The organism is Butyricicoccus faecihominis, assembly GCF_024462775.1.
Classification (GTDB): Bacteria; Bacillota; Clostridia; order Oscillospirales; family Butyricicoccaceae; genus Agathobaculum; species Agathobaculum faecihominis_A.
On sequence record NZ_JANGCE010000004.1, the window covers coordinates 78,276 to 93,513 of the forward strand.

The following is a 15,238-nucleotide window of genomic DNA, read 5'->3' on the forward strand; positions in this document are numbered from 1 at the left end:
AAAGTATAGGAGTAGCCCCCGCCGATCACGGCGGGGGCTACTCCTATTTGAATATGTATATTCAATATTGTCAGGAGCTGGAGGGTAGGTTATACTGAAAACATAGAAAAGAACAAAAGGTGGGTGCAGTATGGCTGAGGAAAGAAAATATAAAGGTATATACCAAAGTGAAAATGGAACTTGGTATTATAGAATAAAGAAAGTTCATTCAAAGGGTGAAAAGCCTAAATACTATGAAAAGGGTGGTTTTGTTACTCAGGGAGAAGCATTTCAAGCAAGACAAACAAGACTACAAATAGAAACTGTTGGTATAGACACTTGGACTGGTGATAAAATCAGTTATGAAAAATCAGATTTTACGGGTATGACTTTTGAGGACTATTTTATGGAATTCCTTAAAAGTGTTAAATCAGCAGAAAAGTATCAATCTCTTTATGATGCCCAGTTAAAAATATGGACTGAAAGAGATATTACTACTATAACAGATGGAGAAGTAGAGATACTTTTACTTAGGCTTTCCTTAATGGGGAAAAAGCAAAGTTACATTACTTCTTTTAGAAATATGCTAAAGAGATTTTTTAAATTTGCAAGGCATTTAAATTCTGGTGTTAGGCCTGTTGCACAGTTCATTTCTAAAGAGCCTTACAAACTGAGAGTTCTAAGTTTGTTTTCTGGAATTGGTGCTCCAGAACAGGCATTGAAAGAACTTAAAGAGGAAATTGGACTTGACTATAAACTGGTAGGCTACTGTGAATGGGATGACAAAGCATCTTATGCCTATAGCCTACTTCATAATGTAGACTTGTCCTGTGACTATTGTGATGTTGAAAACCTTGACTTTGAGAGTTGCAAGCAATGTGTACCAGATTTTGATTTATTGATTTTTGGTTCACCCTGTCAAGATTTCAGTTCTCAAGGTAAGAGGAAAGGATTTTTTGACCCTGAGCATAAAAGGGAATGTTTAGAATTAAGGGCAAAACATGAAGCTAAGAAAAAAGGGATTAAATACAAAAAGGGTCAGATAACAGAGGAAATAAAGATACCTGAACTATATGATTTTGCGGATTTGTACTATGATAGAGTTGACGCTGAAATACTTTCCAGAAGTGGCCTGATATACAGAGCAGTACAGATTATCCTGTGGAAGAATCCAAAATTTGTTGTGGTAGAAAATGTATCATCCCTTATGGGAGAGAAATTTAAGGAAGGCTTTGACTCAATTATCACAATTATTCAGAGTGCAGGTTATAATGTCTATTACCACAAATTCAATAGTCTTGAATTTAATGTGCCACAAAACAGAAGTCGGCTCTTCATGGTATTTGTCAGGGATGATCTCAAACTTAGCTACATATTCCCTGAGCCTTTAATATCAATTCGAGAAGCAAAAAGTGGTATAACCCAAACAAATAGTGATAAATGCGAAAAAGCCATAGACTGGTTTTTCAAAGAAGTAGCAGACGAATACTACTTTTCTGCTAATGATGCAGAAAAACTGGAAGAAGAAATTAAAGAAAGGAAAAGTTATATTCCAAATCTAAGGGAAAACTACATTTCTTGCATTACTACCACAATAGGACAGGGTGACACTCGTATTAGAAGAACTATTGTTAAAGACAATAAAGGATTTCGTAGATTGAGTAGTGAGGAACTTATGAAGTTTCAAGGCTTTCCTCCTGAATATGGTACACTGTTAAGGAATAATGGCTACACGGAAGAAGAAGTAGGCAGCCTTGTAGGTAACTCCATCACAGTACCAGTTATAAAAGCAATTTTGAAAAGCATAGTGGACTGTATAACAGACCCTATCCCCTTCTATTAAGAACACTTTTTGTTCTTTTACAGAGGTAGCCCCGCCGTGATCGGCGGGGCTACCTCTATATGTGCTACCCTCTCCCTGATCTGGAGGGGATTTTCTTATACTGGCTTCTATTATAAAATCTGTTCCAGTTTTTATAAAATAGAGATGGTCTTTTATAATTTATGTTTTAAGACTTGCAAGCACACACTTTTTGTTCTTTTTATAAAAATAATAGATAGAGGGGGGCAACACGAATGTTGCCCCCCTCTATCTATCTTAAAGAGTGATACCCAGCTTTTTAGCCACTTCTTCAAGGTCGAGACCCTTTTCCTCTGCCTTTTCCAAAAGCAACTTTGCTTGAGCTGCCTTGCTCACTTTTGGACTAAGGATGTCCTCTTTTTTCTGTTTCAGGTTTACAATACATCTTTCATGGTATTCGATTTTGTCATCAATCTCTTTTACGATGTCCTCTTTTGTTCTTCTCGATTTCTTCTCTGCCATGTTAAACACTCCTTATAATATAGAATGGGAACTTCATTTGATAATGAGACAATACCATGACCAAAAACTAAAGTCAAGAAATATTTTTATATTTCTTCATTTTATTCGTTGACTTCTAAATGTGTTTGCGTTAATGTAAATTCACAAACAAAAAACAAATAAAAAACTTATTGAAAATATAAAAACAAAACTACGTTACAGTTTCGTTACGAGTAATTAAATTGCTTGACGAACTTTTGATAGTGCGTTATTATTCAGACACAAGAAAAATAAGAAAAGTTTTTTAACATAAAAGAAGTTCTTTGGACAGACAAAGTAAAAAGTACACAATAAAAATTATTATAAAGTGAAAAGCAAAGACAGATGGTTGGATTGTAGTTTTACTACAAGGTGTGGGTTCGAGTCCCACCTTTGCAATCACCTCTTTGATAAGAGGTAGAAAAAATTAAATTTTAAAAGGAGATTTAAAAATGAAGAAAAGTATTATTTTAGTTATGAGTGGTCATGTAGCAACAAAAAAGTATGGTTATACAGGAAATGCAAAACTTGTAAATATGAGTTTTGACATTGATTTGGATGCTCTTTCTCCTGCTGCAAGAGTGATTGCTAAAAACATCTGCACTACTGAGAGGAGAGACGATTTGTCTAAAATTTGGTTAGAGGGTGAATCATTTAAAGAATTGGCAATTAAAGAGGGTAAAATGGAAGAGTACAAGATGTACGAAAAGGCTTATAAAAATCTTGAAAAGCCCATTGTAAGAGTTTGGGATTTTGACCTTCTCAGGGGCTATGAGAGTCCTGAAGAATACTTAAATAATCAAGTGAAAGAAATGAAGAGGTGCGGATGGCTGAAAATAAAACACAGCACCTTTAATGACAATATTGATTTCCCTCTTTAATCTGTTTTCCCCAGCAAAGCCAGAGCATGGAGTGATCTTGTAGCCAGCGACTACAAGGGAGGGGGTTCGATTCCCCCCTCTGGACACAGCCCTAGGGCTGAAAATAAAAGGAGGATATATTTTGATGATTCGTTTAGGTACTAAAAAAGTTGGTGAGGTTACTCATAGTAGAGTGGTGGATGGGGATTTGCAGACTGATAGATTTAGTGTAAAAATTCCTTTATCTGTCCTATCAGATGAAGCAAAGGATTTATTGGATTATTGGTATGTAGAAGAATTTGATTACGCTTATTTAGATAGGGAAAGTGGCTTGTTGGTTCTTGTTGCTACACATGAGGGTGTTCTACCTGATGGGTATGAGCCTGAAAGTTTAGAGGATTAAGAACAGAAAGTGGGGTTGTTGTGAAGAACATCGGAACGATGTTCTTCACAACAGACAAAGAAAAAATTAAAAGGAGAATGTTAGTTATGGTTAAAAAAGTTGATGCAGCACTTCTATCCTTATTACTTGTTATGACTGAGCAAGTACAAGGAACAAAGGATATGTGGATAAAAAAGTGGGATTTGTATTTTCAGGTAATGGGTTTTTCAGAATTTGCAGCTATCACTGGTTACACAGTAACCCAGTTTAAAGAAGCATATAACATTTTCACTCAAAAGGTTCAATCTTATTATGATACCTTTAAATGTGAAAGAGGGGTTCAATACTCTACCCTGTATGCTGGTGTAAGCCTTTATGGTGGGCTTGGATTTAATTGGGGCATTCCCTCCAAAGTAGGAGATTTTGAGGAATTTTCTGATAGTATGAGCTGGCGCTACTCACACATAAATGCTTTGCAGGGTGGCTATCTCCCCATGAATGATAAGAAAAAACTTGAATTTAAAACTGTCGAGGAAGTCATGAAGGGTCTTATTATCATGTACTACGAGAATAGAGAATTTTTTGATAGGGGTACAGAGGGGTCAAGGTATGCCTTCTTTCCACAGGTAGACCTGAAGGCAGCACTTGAAAGTGTATAATCAAAACTGATGGTGGAGTAGATCGGCGTCACGCCGATCTACTCCCCACAGAGGAAGATTGAGTTTCTAGGCTAAAACAGGATTTGGGAAGTTGTTGGGTAATTGTTTTTATAAAAGTCTGTTTTTCCTTGCCATTACTGAAATAAAAGACAATTACCCAAATTCAAAATTCCATCTCTCAAAATGTTGCTACCAGAAGCAGAAAGTGAGTTGGGGATTTGGGTAATTGCTTTTCAAAAAGTCTGTATTAATTTATACGTTATAAAATTTTAGGTCATTATCTATATATAATAATTTTTTTCATGGGACTTTAGAAAAGTAATTACCCAACTTCCCAAATGCAGTTTAATGGTGTGGTGATAAGGAAAACACTTGGGAGGTTTTTGGATTTTGGGTAATTGGTATTTTTTCTGTTGATATTAGTGAGTTTTGGAGATTCGGACAATGAAATTAGAAAAAAGGAAAAGTGTTGATATGGTAGCATATATTTTTTAGGTAAAATCAATTTGGGTAATTGCCTTTTAAGGCTGTCATAGCAACACTTAAATTAGAAATAGAAAGGTGTTGCTTTAATGTTAAATTTAAAGATAGATTGTATTCCAGAGAGATTAAAAAAGAACAAAAAGTGGGTTGGTTTCACTCTATCAGATGAAGGAAAGAAAATTCCTATTGACCCAAAGCCAAATTCTTTTGGTGGGTATGCTAAAATAAATGGCCCTGACACATGGGGTAGCTTTGAGGATGCTATAAAGACTGTTGAAGTGGGATTATGTGTGGCTGTTGGCTACGCTCTCACCAAAGAGGATGGTTTAATTTTTGTAGACTTGGACTGTCATACTGATGGGGTAGAAACAGAAGAAAAAGAGAAGTTGGAAAAGCTCTATAAAAGCCTTTGTAAAACAGTCAGTTATTTTGATACCTATATGGAGAAAAGCCTATCTGGTGAGGGTGTTCACCTGCTGGCAGAGGGTAGCCTAGCTGATGATCTGGCCAGAGGTAGTTCCCCTATATCTCCAATAGAAATTTATGATGATAAAAGATTTATAATAGTAACAGGCCACAGGCTAAATGATTTTGATATAGAAAGTAACGATAGAACAATTGGAGCAATTCAAAATCTACATAAAATTCATTTCCCCAAAGCTAATACAAATACTTCTCTTGAATTGGGAAAATCCAATATTCCCATTTCACCAGACCAGAAATATTCAGATAAGGAAGTGTTAGAGGTAGCACTAAGAAACAAAGATTTTGAATTATTGTGGAATGACCATTGGGATAAGGTTATAGACAAAGAGGGCAAACAAAAATATACACAACAACATTATTCAGATTTCGCATTGATTAGAAAATTGACTTTCTATACCTGTAATTGCCCTTCTCAGGTAGAGAGATTATATAAGGGTAGCCCAACATATCAGGCTTATGGGAAGAATGGCAAATGGCCTAAATTTGAAAGTGATATTAGAAAAGATATTCAAAAAGCAGGCACTACTTGTAGTGCAGTCTATTCCCCTCTGGTAAAGACTCTTGGTAGTGGTGAAACTGAGGTAGTCGATGGGGAGCCAACTCCTCCAGCAGAGTGGAAACCAAATTTTCAGGAGATTTACAAACTCTTATCTGTTGAGGATGAAGAAAGCAAGCTATTCAAAAATTCTACTTTAATTACTATGTTAAAAGATTATATTGTTAAATTCTCTGGTAGGACAGATATAAGATATATCCCTTATCTTTTCAAAGAAGATAGAAATATAAATGGTTGCACCAATATAGTAAAACAAGCATTTCAAGAGAGTTTAAAATATAGTTTTAAGTTTGGTGGTTACTACATTTGGGATGGTAAAAGATACGTCAACTATGGAGATAGTGAAGTTTTAATTCATCCCATAACAGAGGTTTTAGGGTTGGTGGAACACTCTGTTTTCCACTGGGTTATGACATATGTAGTAAACGCTGAAAACAAAGATTTTTTGGAAGAAAAATCTATTAGATTATTTGAAGAAAGTAAAAAGTATGTTACTTCAAAACTTGCTCAGGATGTTCTTAAAAAATATAAGGGTATGAATATTGGAAATGACATTACAGGCTATTACGATAGCCCATATATCAATATGGAAAATGGAGTTTTGAATTTAGACACTAAGGAACTTTTACCCCATGACCCTATTTATAATCAAAGCAAAATTACAAATTGCAGTTTTGACCCACTAGCCACTTGTCCAGAATTTGAAGCTATGATGGAAAGATTAGTTCCAGATCAGGCAGTCAGGAAAGAGCTACAAAAGGCTTTTGGGCTATGCTTGGCAAAGGAGCAGCTACCCGCAAAGAAGGTTTTAATGCTTTTGGTAGGCCCCAAAGATACAGGAAAGACTACTGCACTAAATGCAATTTTAGATGTGCTTGGGGAGTATGGGACTTCCATTGATAATGCTGTTTTAATGCAGAACACAAAAGACAAGAGTAGAGGGCCAGAAATGTATGATTTTCGTGAAACTCTAATGATAACAACATCTGAGTCAAACGAGAATGATAAATTAGATACTGGTAGAGTTAAGGCATTGACTGGTGAAACAATGCAGAGTGTCAGAAATAACTATTCCACTAAGATGGATAAATTCAGAATGATAGGGTTGATTTTTATTGATAGTAACTTCAAACCATACATACCACCACGAGATACAGCTACATGGGGTAGACTAAGATTATTTCCTTTTGTATCTGTTATTAAAGATAAAGACCCTACCCTAAAAAGTAAGTTGGTAGCTGAAAAGTCAGGTATTTTTAATTGGGTGCTACATGGTTTGCAATTAGTATTAGAAGAAAAAGAAATATTTGAAACTCCATCTATGCTAGAGTATAAAGAACAGTATCAAAAGGAAATGGACACGACAGAACAATTTTTGAAAGATTGTGTTGAGAGTGTAGAAGATCAGTATATACGAATACCAACTACTGTACTCTTTACTACATATAAAAATTGGTGTAAGGATAATGGATTTAGGGATAGTGTTAGAAACAGGTTTTATGAAGAAGTAAACAAGACTTTTGAAAAAAAGAAAAGTGGGATTGATTACTATATCAATATAAAATTCACAGACCTTGGCTACTTGTATAGTACAATGGGTGAAATATCATCACAGGACTTTGCAAAGAAAAAGAGAAAACTGTTGGAGGGTTCAAGACTGGATTTGCCCTATTCTGTTTTGAGAAGTGCAACATTTATTAAGGGGAAAGAGTGGTTTTATAAGGTGGACAAGGACACAGACAAAAGTTACTACCCTTATTATTGCTCATGGTGTGCTGCACACATTTTAGCCCCACTGACACTAGAAGATTTTGTTGCAAAGGTAGACTTTATAAAAAGCAAGCTGGATAGTAAGACAGGCTTTGTCTCAAATGACCTGATAGAGAGTGCAAAGGATATATGGAGCGATATCAAATATTAAAATTGAATATACATATTCAATAGAGGTGCGCCGTGTTCGGCGCACCTCTATTTTTTCATCTTATTGACTACTAAGCAGCCAGCCCCCTACCAGACGCACACCTTTTGTTCCTTATCCTTAAAAAATATGCAATTTTTCATAGGTGAAAAAGGAAAAAGCAGGTTGGACAGTTGAAGAAACAATTTTGACTAAAACGCAATTTTTGGAACTATTTATATTTTAATAGGACATCTAAATTTACTCTTGATATGGGGTGAGTAGTACAGTCCAACTACTCACGCTAAAGATCAATATGGAGGGGGGGGTAGCACTATGGAACAGGGTGTAATTCTGTTACAGACAAAAAATGACAAAGATAGTATAAGGAGCTTTTCTTTTCAATTAACCCAAATTGTTGAAAGAGCATTTAAAAACAAGATAAAGTTAGTGGATATAATTATCATATATGATGTTAAAGATGTTGCTAAAACAGCAGTTAGAGAAGTGACAAAGTTGGATGCCAAAAAGAGATTTGATAGTCTGCTGATTTATTCACCTTCGCAGATTTGCAGGGATGCAGTAGAGTATCAGGCTTTTGTAGCTCTTATGGCACAAGAATTTAAAGTTAAAGTTAGATACATAAGAAGTAACTTTTAGAGTGTCCACAAATCTTAGGAGATTTATGGACTGTCTATAAATCCTAGAGAAAAATACACGTCCACATATCCTAGAGATTTTTACACACTCTGAATTTATTAAAAATATTTTTGAAAAAAGTGATTTATATTTTTTGAAGGATAAAAAGTGCTATTAAATATAGTGAATTTATCAAAAAAAATATGGTGTCAGTTTTTGAGTACATGAAAACCAACACTTTTTTCTGTCCATAAATCTCTAGAGAAAAAAGAACGTCCACAAATCCTAGAGATTTGTGGACGTGTAAAAATCCTAGAGATAAATAGACAGTCTATAAATCTCTAGAGATTAAAAGACAGGGGGGATAGCTTATCAAGTACGCATACTTTATAGACACTCAAAAGGATGAAGAAACAGGAAAAAATCAAAAGATATTTCTTTTAATTAGAGAACTGAATTTACCTGATACTTGTGTTTTTGCTGATACTTCCCCTGAACATAGAGTGGAATTTGAACAGCTTTTAGATACTTTAAAATCTAATGACACACTTTATGTCAGATCAATTATAGATATGGAAAGTGATTTAGAAGTTTTGCAACATGATATTCTTCCCTATCTATCTGAGCTAAAAGTTGAGTTACATAGTATTGAAGAGTCTTTTCTATGTGGCCTTGATTATCTGCAAACATTGAATAGGATTGTGAATTTAATGGACTTCTACAATAGACAGAAAAGAAAAATTCAGTATCAAAAGGCAGTCAAAGAACAAAAGGTGGGAAGACCATCAAAATCAGATAAGATAGAAAAGGCTATCAGACTTTATGAAAGTGGAAAATACAAAGTAATAGAAATATCAAATCTAACAGGGGTAAGCAAATCAGCACTATATAAACATTTAAAAAAGAACAAAAAGTGATTGTGGAGGATATATCATGGAATTTAAATTAAAAGCCCTTCAGGGTGAATTAGGAGAAGTTTTAGAAAAGATAATTCGTACAAAACCACTAGTGCTAGTTGAGGAAGAAGAAAAGGAAAAACAGTTGTGGCTAGAGCCAGACTATTTATATATTCAAGAGTTGGGCTTGTGCATCTACTCTGGTATCATCTGTCTTTACTATGAACAGATTGAGGATTATGAAGTAGATTGTAGTCTATATATTTTCTACTCAGAGACAGGGGAAGAAATTTATTCCGAGATAGGTAGCTCTTTACCAGTGTGTTTATCTAATTATTATCATTGTTTAGGACAAGAAAAAACACAAGATGAAATAGAAAAACTAAATTGTACTTATTTTTTCAACAAGGGGAAATTCCTTCATGAGAAGGTCATAAGTAGAAAATCCTTTGAGTTAAAGGGAGAAATAGATATTTAAGATTTTGTTTCGTTAAATAGATAGAAAAAGAAAAGTATAGGAGTAGCAGGATGTGAATTTCTGCTACTCTCAAAGAACGAAAAGTGAGTTTCTATTTAACGCAATTTTTCAGTTAGGAGGATAAGAGAGATGGCCAATAAAAAAACAAGGGCAGTCAGCAAACAGGAGCTTGAGCAGATTATTATTACAATTAGAACAGGGTTTGTTTTGCCTACTGGTGAAAAGTTTAGAGCAAATGAGAGGATAGCAGTAGCCCTTACGCTGCAAGCCAATTTGGGTTTAAGAATTGGGGATATTGTTAAGTTGAAACTATCAGATATTGTCTTAGAGAATGGGAGATACCACCTTCAGATCATAGAGCAGAAGACAGGAAAGGCAAGGAATTTCACAGTTCCATCTGAGGTTTATATATTTATTCAAAGCTATGCTCTAAATAGAGGATTAAAGCCCACCCAAAGACTGTTTGATTTAACTGTAAGAGCAGTACAAAACCATCTACAAAAGGTATGTGGGTATTTGGAGATAAAAGGTGTTTCCACCCATAGTTTCAGGAAATTCTTTGCTCAATCTATGTATGAGGAAAATAATTATGATATAGCACTCATACAGGAATTACTACAACATAGCAGTATAGCAATTACACAGAGGTATCTAGGTGTCAGTAGTCAAAAGGTAGAGCAAGCATTACAAAAGCATATAGTCATTCCAGCATAAGGACAGGTGGCCGGAGACGGCCACCTGTTTTCTTTCCCAACACTCTTTTATAAATCTTCCCAACTAAAATCTTTTCCCAATGGACATAAAAGCCCTGAAACACACTAAAATCAGGGCAGTTGAAGCTATAAGGGTATGTAAGGAAGTTTTGAAATGTTTCGTGTACTTTTCCCTTGACTATAGCTAAGTGAAGAGTTAGGATGTGACCAAAATTCAGAATGGCCTTACAAATCTAAGAATAGTGAGGATTTATATAATGGCTGAGAATGTTAGAAAAAAGGGTAGCACTTATAGCTATCGTATCAATGTAAAAGACCCTGAAACTGGGAAATGGAGAACCATTGAAAAAAGTGGTTTTAAGACCATAGCAGAAGCCAAAGCAGCTATGGCAGCTAAGAAACTAGAAGTAGTAGAAAATCCTGATAGTGTTATGGTAAAAGATAAGCCTATTACTTTGGGAGAAGTCTACAAAGAGTTTATTGAAAAATATGCTCAGTATGATAGGGAACAATCCACAATCAAGAGATACAGTTGTCTTTTTAGAAATCACATTGGAATGAAGTGGGGCAATCGTCAAATAAGCACTATTAAAGCTACTGAAATTTCAGAGTACCTTTTTGCAATGACAGCTACACACTCCTATGCTTACATTATGAGTATCCATAAATTCATAGGTGTACTTTGGGACTATGCTTATAAACATAAGTATATGAAACACGACAATTTTAGAGAAATTGAAACTCCCAAAGAGGATAGTTCTGATGACTTTATAGAGAAGATTTATACAGAGGAAGAATTAGATAAAATGGAAGAACGCTTTTCTTCTACTAATCTTATCACAGCTTTTAAAATAGGCAGGGCTTTAGGGGTAAGGGTAGCTGAATGTTTTGGACTGAGATGGTCAGATGTGGATTGGAAGAAACACACCATTTGGGTGAAACGTCAAATGGTGTGGGAAGATCAGATGTGGTGTCTGAGGAATACAAAGACAAAAGCTGCAATTCGTGAAATAGACTTACAGGATGATATTTATTACTACTTAAAAGACTTGAAAGAGAAACAGGAAGAACAGAAAGTGAGTGCAGGGGTAGCCTACCACCAAACAAGGATAGCAATAGATAATGGTAGAAGTAAAGCCAAGACCATAGAGGAAAACCCTGATTTGATTAACTTAAAAGAAAATGGTGATTATCTTTCTACTGATAGTGCAAAAGTCCTTTTCAGGATTGCAAGGGATGATTGTCAAATCCATTTTAAGTATCACAATTTAAGACACACTCACGCAAGTTGGCTTGCAGAACATAGTGTCCCAGCTATTGTTACTAAGAAAAGATTAGGACATTCCAAAGAAGAGACTACTTTGAGATACTACCAACATATCACTCAGGGTATGAGGACTGACCTTCTTGATAAGTTGAATGGAGATAGTGAAAAGGATAAGGCAGGTTAATGGAGGGGGCTACGCCCCCTCCCCCTGATCTTCTAAAGGGAATACTCAAGGGAAGTGAGTTTTCCTTGTCATATCAACATTTCAGAAAATACAGTTTTTGAAGGGAAATTGAAGGGAAATCAGGGTATTAGAAAAAATATGTTGCAGAAACTCAACATCCGTGTTATAAGTAACAAGACGAAGCCCGTCACGGCAAGGCTTTTGAAGGTCTGCTGGCTCGTTACTTCGGCTAATACCGATAGACAAACGGATAATAAAAAATCCTCCCGATATGGGAGGATTTTTTTAACCCAGAAACAGGGAACCAATCGAAACGAGCAGCGAAGTGATCAGTCCCGCCACGCCGATGGCAAGGCCGCTCATTGCGCCTTCGGTCTCGCCCAACTCGATGGCGCGCGCCGTGCCGACCGAGTGCGCCGCCGTGCCGATCGACAGGCCCATCTGCACCGGATTGCGCACGCGCAGCAGTTTTAAGAACGGAGGCAGCAGGATCGCGCCGACAATGCCGGTGAAAACGATGCACACGGCGGTGATCGGGGCAAGGCCGCCCAGCATTTCGGATAGCGCCACGCCGATCGGCGTGGTGACCGACTTAGGCACCAACGAACGGGTGGTCACATCCGACAAACCAAACAGGCGGCAAAAGCCCAGAACGCTTCCGATGGAAACGATGGAGCCCACCAGCGCGCCCGCCAGAATGGGGGCCAGATTTTTCTTCAGCACCTCCAGCTTGCGGTAGATCGGCAGGGCTAGGGCGACGGTCGCGGGCGTCAAGCAAAAGGAAATCAGCGCGCCCGCGTTCTGGTACTGCTCCAGAGAAACGCCGGCGGCGATGAGTAGCGCGCCGACCAAAACCGATGCGAACAGCAGGGGATTGAGCAGGGCGGAACCTGATTTGCGCTGTAACCATTGGCCCAGCGCGTAGGCCGCGATCGATACGCAAAGCCACAGCGCGGGAGCGGCAATCAGATCAGTCATGGTCGAACGCCTCCTCGGTCTCGCGGTGCTGCAGGCGAAACACCAGATGCACGGTGACCGCCGTGGCTGCTGCGGTGCACAGCGTGGTCAGCACGCATACGGCGACAATCCCGAGAATCTCTCCCTTGATCTGGGAAAAGATATCCAGCACGCCCAGACAGGCGGGCAAAAAGAAAAAGGCCATGTTCTGCAACAGAAAATCCGCGGTATCCTCGATATGCGCGGGCCGTACCCGGCCAAGCGCGAGCAACAGGAGCAGCAGCGCCATGCCTAGCACGTTGCCGGGCAGGCGGCGCTGCAGCAGGATGGACAGTGCGTCGCCCGCGACGCAGCAGGCGAGCAAAACGCACAGTTGTTTCAGATAGTTCAAGCTTTCTCGTCCTTCTTTGTTTCATAATCTGCGGTGAGCGCGCGTAAAAGCGTTTGGTAGATCTGCTCGGCGTTGCCCTTGAACGCGCGTTCGAGCATGGAGGCTTGCGCACGGCTGACCACGCACATTTCAATGGAAAAAACCTGATCCATTTCCATGCGCACGGTCAGGTCGTTCGCCGCGTGCTCGGTGACCGACGTGGATACCGCGGCGTCCCGGCGGATCTGCCGCACCACGCGGATGGCGGAGCGCTGCGCGGCTTCGCGCACGGGGTAGGGGATCTGTTTTTCAAATACGGGCACAGCCTCCCGCCCCTTGTCGGTGATGGAATAAACAGGCTCGTTTTCGCCTGCCTGCTCGTCGATATGGCCGGAAGGCACCATTTCATAAAATGCCTCGCTCAGCTCGAAATAACCAAAACCGTCGTCGCACCAAGTCGTTAGGTCGACAATGGTGCTGAAGCTGACGGGAAACGGCAGCAGATCCATGGCAAACAGGATGAGGAACTTGATCTCTTCTTTGGTGTGGATAAATCCGTAACGAACCATCGCTCCTGCATCTCCTTTCAAAAAAAGCGTATAAAAAGTATATCGCAAAATTGCACAAAATACAAGTCGAACATCCGTACGATTTTCTGGTCTTTGACAGGCAAATTGCTATTGAAGATTACGGACGCGGGTAGTATAATAAAACGGTAGATTTTTTAGCGAAACAAGGGGAAAAGAATAGAATGAGCGATGTGATCTTACGTGTGGCGGACGAAGCGGACGCGCCCGCCATGCTCGCCCTGTACGCGCCTTATGTGATCGAAACGACCGTTTCCTCCGAATACGAGCCGCCCTCGCTGGAAGAGTTTCTTCGCCGCATGCGCGCCTACGGTGAAAAATTGCCGTGGCTGGTCTGCACGCAGGGCGATGAGGTGATCGGCTATGGCTACGCTTCGCCGCACCGCACGCGGGCGGCCTACCAGTGGTCGGTCGAGACCTCGATCTATGTCGCGCGCGAGCATCACCGGCGCGGCGTGGCGGGCGCGATCTACGCGGCGCTGTTTGAATTGCTTGCAATGCAGGGATACTATAACATCTATGTCGGTATCACCTCGCCGAACGAGACCTCGATCAAATTCCATACCGCGATGGGCTTTGTTATTTCGGGCGCCTATCAGGACAGTATGTATAAGTTTGGAAAATGGCGCGATGTGCTCTGGATGGCAAAAACGCTGCGCGCGCACGAGGATGAACCGCAGCCGACCGTGCCGTTTCCCTCGGTGAAGGACGGGCCGGTGGCCGAACGCGTGCTCCGGCAGGCCGCGCAGCGCATCCGCATCGGTTAACGGCTTGAAAAAGGAGGGCGGACGCATGCCGGACGGCAGCCTGCACGCGCATCACCGTAAGCGCATGATGGAGAAATTCCAAAAGTACGGCATGGACGTCTTTACCGACGTTGAAGCGCTGGAGCTGGCGCTCTACCTCTCCATTCCGCGCGGCAACACCAACGATATCGCACACCGGCTGATCAACACGTTTGGCTCGCTGCACGCCGTGTTTGAAGCGACGGAGGAGGCGCTGCGGCAGGTGGAGGGCATCGGCCCGGTCAGCGCGCTCAATCTTCGGTTTCTGCGCGAGCTGTTCAGCCGTTACCGCGCCGATTCGGTGAAGGTGGAGCTGCACGGCTGCGCGCTGACCACGGAGGAAAAGATGGCCGCTTACTTCGTGCCGCAGTTCGAGGGCTACACGGTCGAACGCATGCTGGCCGCCTATCTGGACGGCAAGGGCCGCGTGCTGCGCTGCGAGGAGATCGGCCGGGGCAGCATCACGCAGGTGCGGGCCGACCTCAGACTGTTGATGACGAACGCGGTGAACGTGCACGCGGCGGGCGTGGCGCTCGCGCACAACCATCCGGACGGACAACTGGTCATATCGAAAGAGGATATCTCCGTGACCATCCAGATCGAGGATTTGCTGCGCAGCGTGCAGGTGAGCCTTGTCGACCATCTGGTCGTGCAGGGGGACCGTTATATATCGGTCTGTTCTAAAATGCGGATAAACGGCGGAAAGGGGCTGCATTGAC

The 15,238-nt window shown here is 40.2% G+C and carries 16 protein-coding genes; 12 read left to right on the forward strand and 4 right to left on the reverse strand.

What is annotated here, in order from left to right; genetic code table 11:
* Positions 1-130: 130 nt before the first annotated feature.
* Complete coding sequence (locus NE562_RS03985) at positions 131-1,822, forward strand: DNA cytosine methyltransferase (RefSeq protein WP_280961109.1); 1,692 nt, start codon at positions 131-133, stop codon at positions 1,820-1,822.
* Between the two features lie 255 nt (positions 1,823-2,077).
* Here the strand turns inward: NE562_RS03985 and NE562_RS03990 are convergent, their stop codons facing one another.
* Positions 2,078-2,302, reverse strand: a complete 225-nt coding sequence (locus NE562_RS03990; protein ID WP_280961110.1) for a hypothetical protein — start codon at positions 2,300-2,302, stop codon at positions 2,078-2,080.
* A 470-nt stretch (positions 2,303-2,772) separates the two neighbouring features.
* Here NE562_RS03990 and NE562_RS03995 point away from each other — a divergent pair, with 470 nt between their 5' ends.
* The 9 genes from NE562_RS03995 to NE562_RS04035 all read left to right on the forward strand — a co-directional run bounded on the left by NE562_RS03995 (position 2,773) and on the right by NE562_RS04035 (position 11,820).
* On the forward strand, positions 2,773-3,201 hold the full coding sequence (locus NE562_RS03995; protein ID WP_280961111.1) for a hypothetical protein: 429 nt from the start codon (positions 2,773-2,775) through the stop codon (positions 3,199-3,201).
* 121 nt (positions 3,202-3,322) lie between these two features.
* Positions 3,323-3,583, forward strand: coding sequence for a hypothetical protein (locus tag NE562_RS04000; protein ID WP_280961112.1), 261 nt, complete (start codon positions 3,323-3,325; stop codon positions 3,581-3,583).
* Between the two features lie 20 nt (positions 3,584-3,603).
* A complete protein-coding gene (locus NE562_RS04005; RefSeq protein ID WP_280961113.1) occupies positions 3,604-4,221 on the forward strand; it encodes a hypothetical protein in 618 nt (205 codons plus the stop codon).
* A gap of 572 nt (positions 4,222-4,793) precedes the next feature.
* Positions 4,794-7,667, forward strand: a complete 2,874-nt coding sequence (locus NE562_RS04010; protein ID WP_280961114.1) for a phage/plasmid primase, P4 family — start codon at positions 4,794-4,796, stop codon at positions 7,665-7,667.
* Between the two features lie 312 nt (positions 7,668-7,979).
* Positions 7,980-8,303, forward strand: a complete 324-nt coding sequence (locus NE562_RS04015; RefSeq protein ID WP_280961115.1) for a hypothetical protein — start codon at positions 7,980-7,982, stop codon at positions 8,301-8,303.
* 482 nt (positions 8,304-8,785) lie between these two features.
* The gene (locus NE562_RS17775) at positions 8,786-9,199 is read left to right on the forward strand and encodes a helix-turn-helix domain-containing protein (protein WP_280961116.1); all 414 of its coding nucleotides are present in this window, start codon (positions 8,786-8,788) and stop codon (positions 9,197-9,199) included.
* A 16-nt stretch (positions 9,200-9,215) separates the two neighbouring features.
* Complete coding sequence (locus tag NE562_RS04025; protein ID WP_280961117.1) at positions 9,216-9,656, forward strand: hypothetical protein; 441 nt, start codon at positions 9,216-9,218, stop codon at positions 9,654-9,656.
* Between the two features lie 129 nt (positions 9,657-9,785).
* Complete coding sequence (locus NE562_RS04030) at positions 9,786-10,370, forward strand: tyrosine-type recombinase/integrase (protein WP_280961118.1); 585 nt, start codon at positions 9,786-9,788, stop codon at positions 10,368-10,370.
* Positions 10,371-10,626: 256 nt separating this feature from the next.
* Positions 10,627-11,820: a tyrosine-type recombinase/integrase gene (locus NE562_RS04035; RefSeq protein ID WP_280961119.1), complete on the forward strand. Its 1,194-nt coding sequence runs from the start codon at positions 10,627-10,629 to the stop codon at positions 11,818-11,820.
* Positions 11,821-12,105: 285 nt separating this feature from the next.
* On the opposite strand, the gene NE562_RS04040 is transcribed toward NE562_RS04035, so the two are convergent.
* Genes NE562_RS04040 through NE562_RS04050 form a run of 3 tightly spaced genes read right to left on the reverse strand, consistent with a single transcriptional unit; the run spans position 12,106 to position 13,716 of the window.
* Positions 12,106-12,798 carry an LrgB family protein gene (locus NE562_RS04040; RefSeq protein ID WP_280961120.1) on the reverse strand — a complete coding sequence of 231 codons (693 nt, stop codon included), beginning with the start codon at positions 12,796-12,798 and terminating at the stop codon, positions 12,106-12,108.
* Entirely contained in the window at positions 12,791-13,168 is a 378-nt protein-coding gene (locus NE562_RS04045; protein WP_280961121.1) for a CidA/LrgA family protein, read from the reverse strand. Before NE562_RS04045 ends, NE562_RS04040 begins: the two co-directional genes overlap by 8 nt.
* On the reverse strand, positions 13,165-13,716 hold the full coding sequence (locus tag NE562_RS04050; protein ID WP_280961122.1) for a DUF4364 family protein: 552 nt from the start codon (positions 13,714-13,716) through the stop codon (positions 13,165-13,167). The genes NE562_RS04045 and NE562_RS04050 overlap by 4 nt, the downstream gene beginning before the upstream one ends.
* A 182-nt stretch (positions 13,717-13,898) precedes the next feature.
* On the opposite strand from NE562_RS04050, the gene NE562_RS04055 reads away from it, so the two are divergent.
* On the forward strand, positions 13,899-14,501 hold the full coding sequence (locus NE562_RS04055; protein WP_280961123.1) for a GNAT family N-acetyltransferase: 603 nt from the start codon (positions 13,899-13,901) through the stop codon (positions 14,499-14,501).
* Positions 14,502-14,526: 25 nt separating this feature from the next.
* Positions 14,527-15,237, forward strand: coding sequence for a JAB domain-containing protein (locus NE562_RS04060; protein WP_280961124.1), 711 nt, complete (start codon positions 14,527-14,529; stop codon positions 15,235-15,237).
* The last annotated feature ends 1 nt before the right edge of the window (position 15,238 follow it).

Excerpts from the sequence above, each read along its gene's own strand:
- NE562_RS03985 (WP_280961109.1), top strand. The coding sequence starts at position 131 with ATGGCTGAGGAAAGAAAATATAAAGGTATATACCAAAGTGAAAATGGA.
- NE562_RS03990 (WP_280961110.1), bottom strand. The coding sequence starts at position 2,302 with ATGGCAGAGAAGAAATCGAGAAGAACAAAAGAGGACATCGTAAAAGAG.
- NE562_RS03995 (WP_280961111.1), top strand. The coding sequence starts at position 2,773 with ATGAAGAAAAGTATTATTTTAGTTATGAGTGGTCATGTAGCAACAAAA.
- NE562_RS04010 (WP_280961114.1), top strand. The coding sequence starts at position 4,794 with ATGTTAAATTTAAAGATAGATTGTATTCCAGAGAGATTAAAAAAGAAC.
- NE562_RS04015 (WP_280961115.1), top strand. The coding sequence starts at position 7,980 with ATGGAACAGGGTGTAATTCTGTTACAGACAAAAAATGACAAAGATAGT.
- NE562_RS04025 (WP_280961117.1), top strand. The coding sequence starts at position 9,216 with ATGGAATTTAAATTAAAAGCCCTTCAGGGTGAATTAGGAGAAGTTTTA.
- NE562_RS04030 (WP_280961118.1), top strand. The coding sequence starts at position 9,786 with ATGGCCAATAAAAAAACAAGGGCAGTCAGCAAACAGGAGCTTGAGCAG.
- NE562_RS04035 (WP_280961119.1), top strand. The coding sequence starts at position 10,627 with ATGGCTGAGAATGTTAGAAAAAAGGGTAGCACTTATAGCTATCGTATC.
- NE562_RS04040 (WP_280961120.1), bottom strand. The coding sequence starts at position 12,798 with ATGACTGATCTGATTGCCGCTCCCGCGCTGTGGCTTTGCGTATCGATC.
- NE562_RS04050 (WP_280961122.1), bottom strand. The coding sequence starts at position 13,716 with ATGGTTCGTTACGGATTTATCCACACCAAAGAAGAGATCAAGTTCCTC.
- NE562_RS04055 (WP_280961123.1), top strand. The coding sequence starts at position 13,899 with ATGAGCGATGTGATCTTACGTGTGGCGGACGAAGCGGACGCGCCCGCC.
- NE562_RS04060 (WP_280961124.1), top strand. The coding sequence starts at position 14,527 with ATGCCGGACGGCAGCCTGCACGCGCATCACCGTAAGCGCATGATGGAG.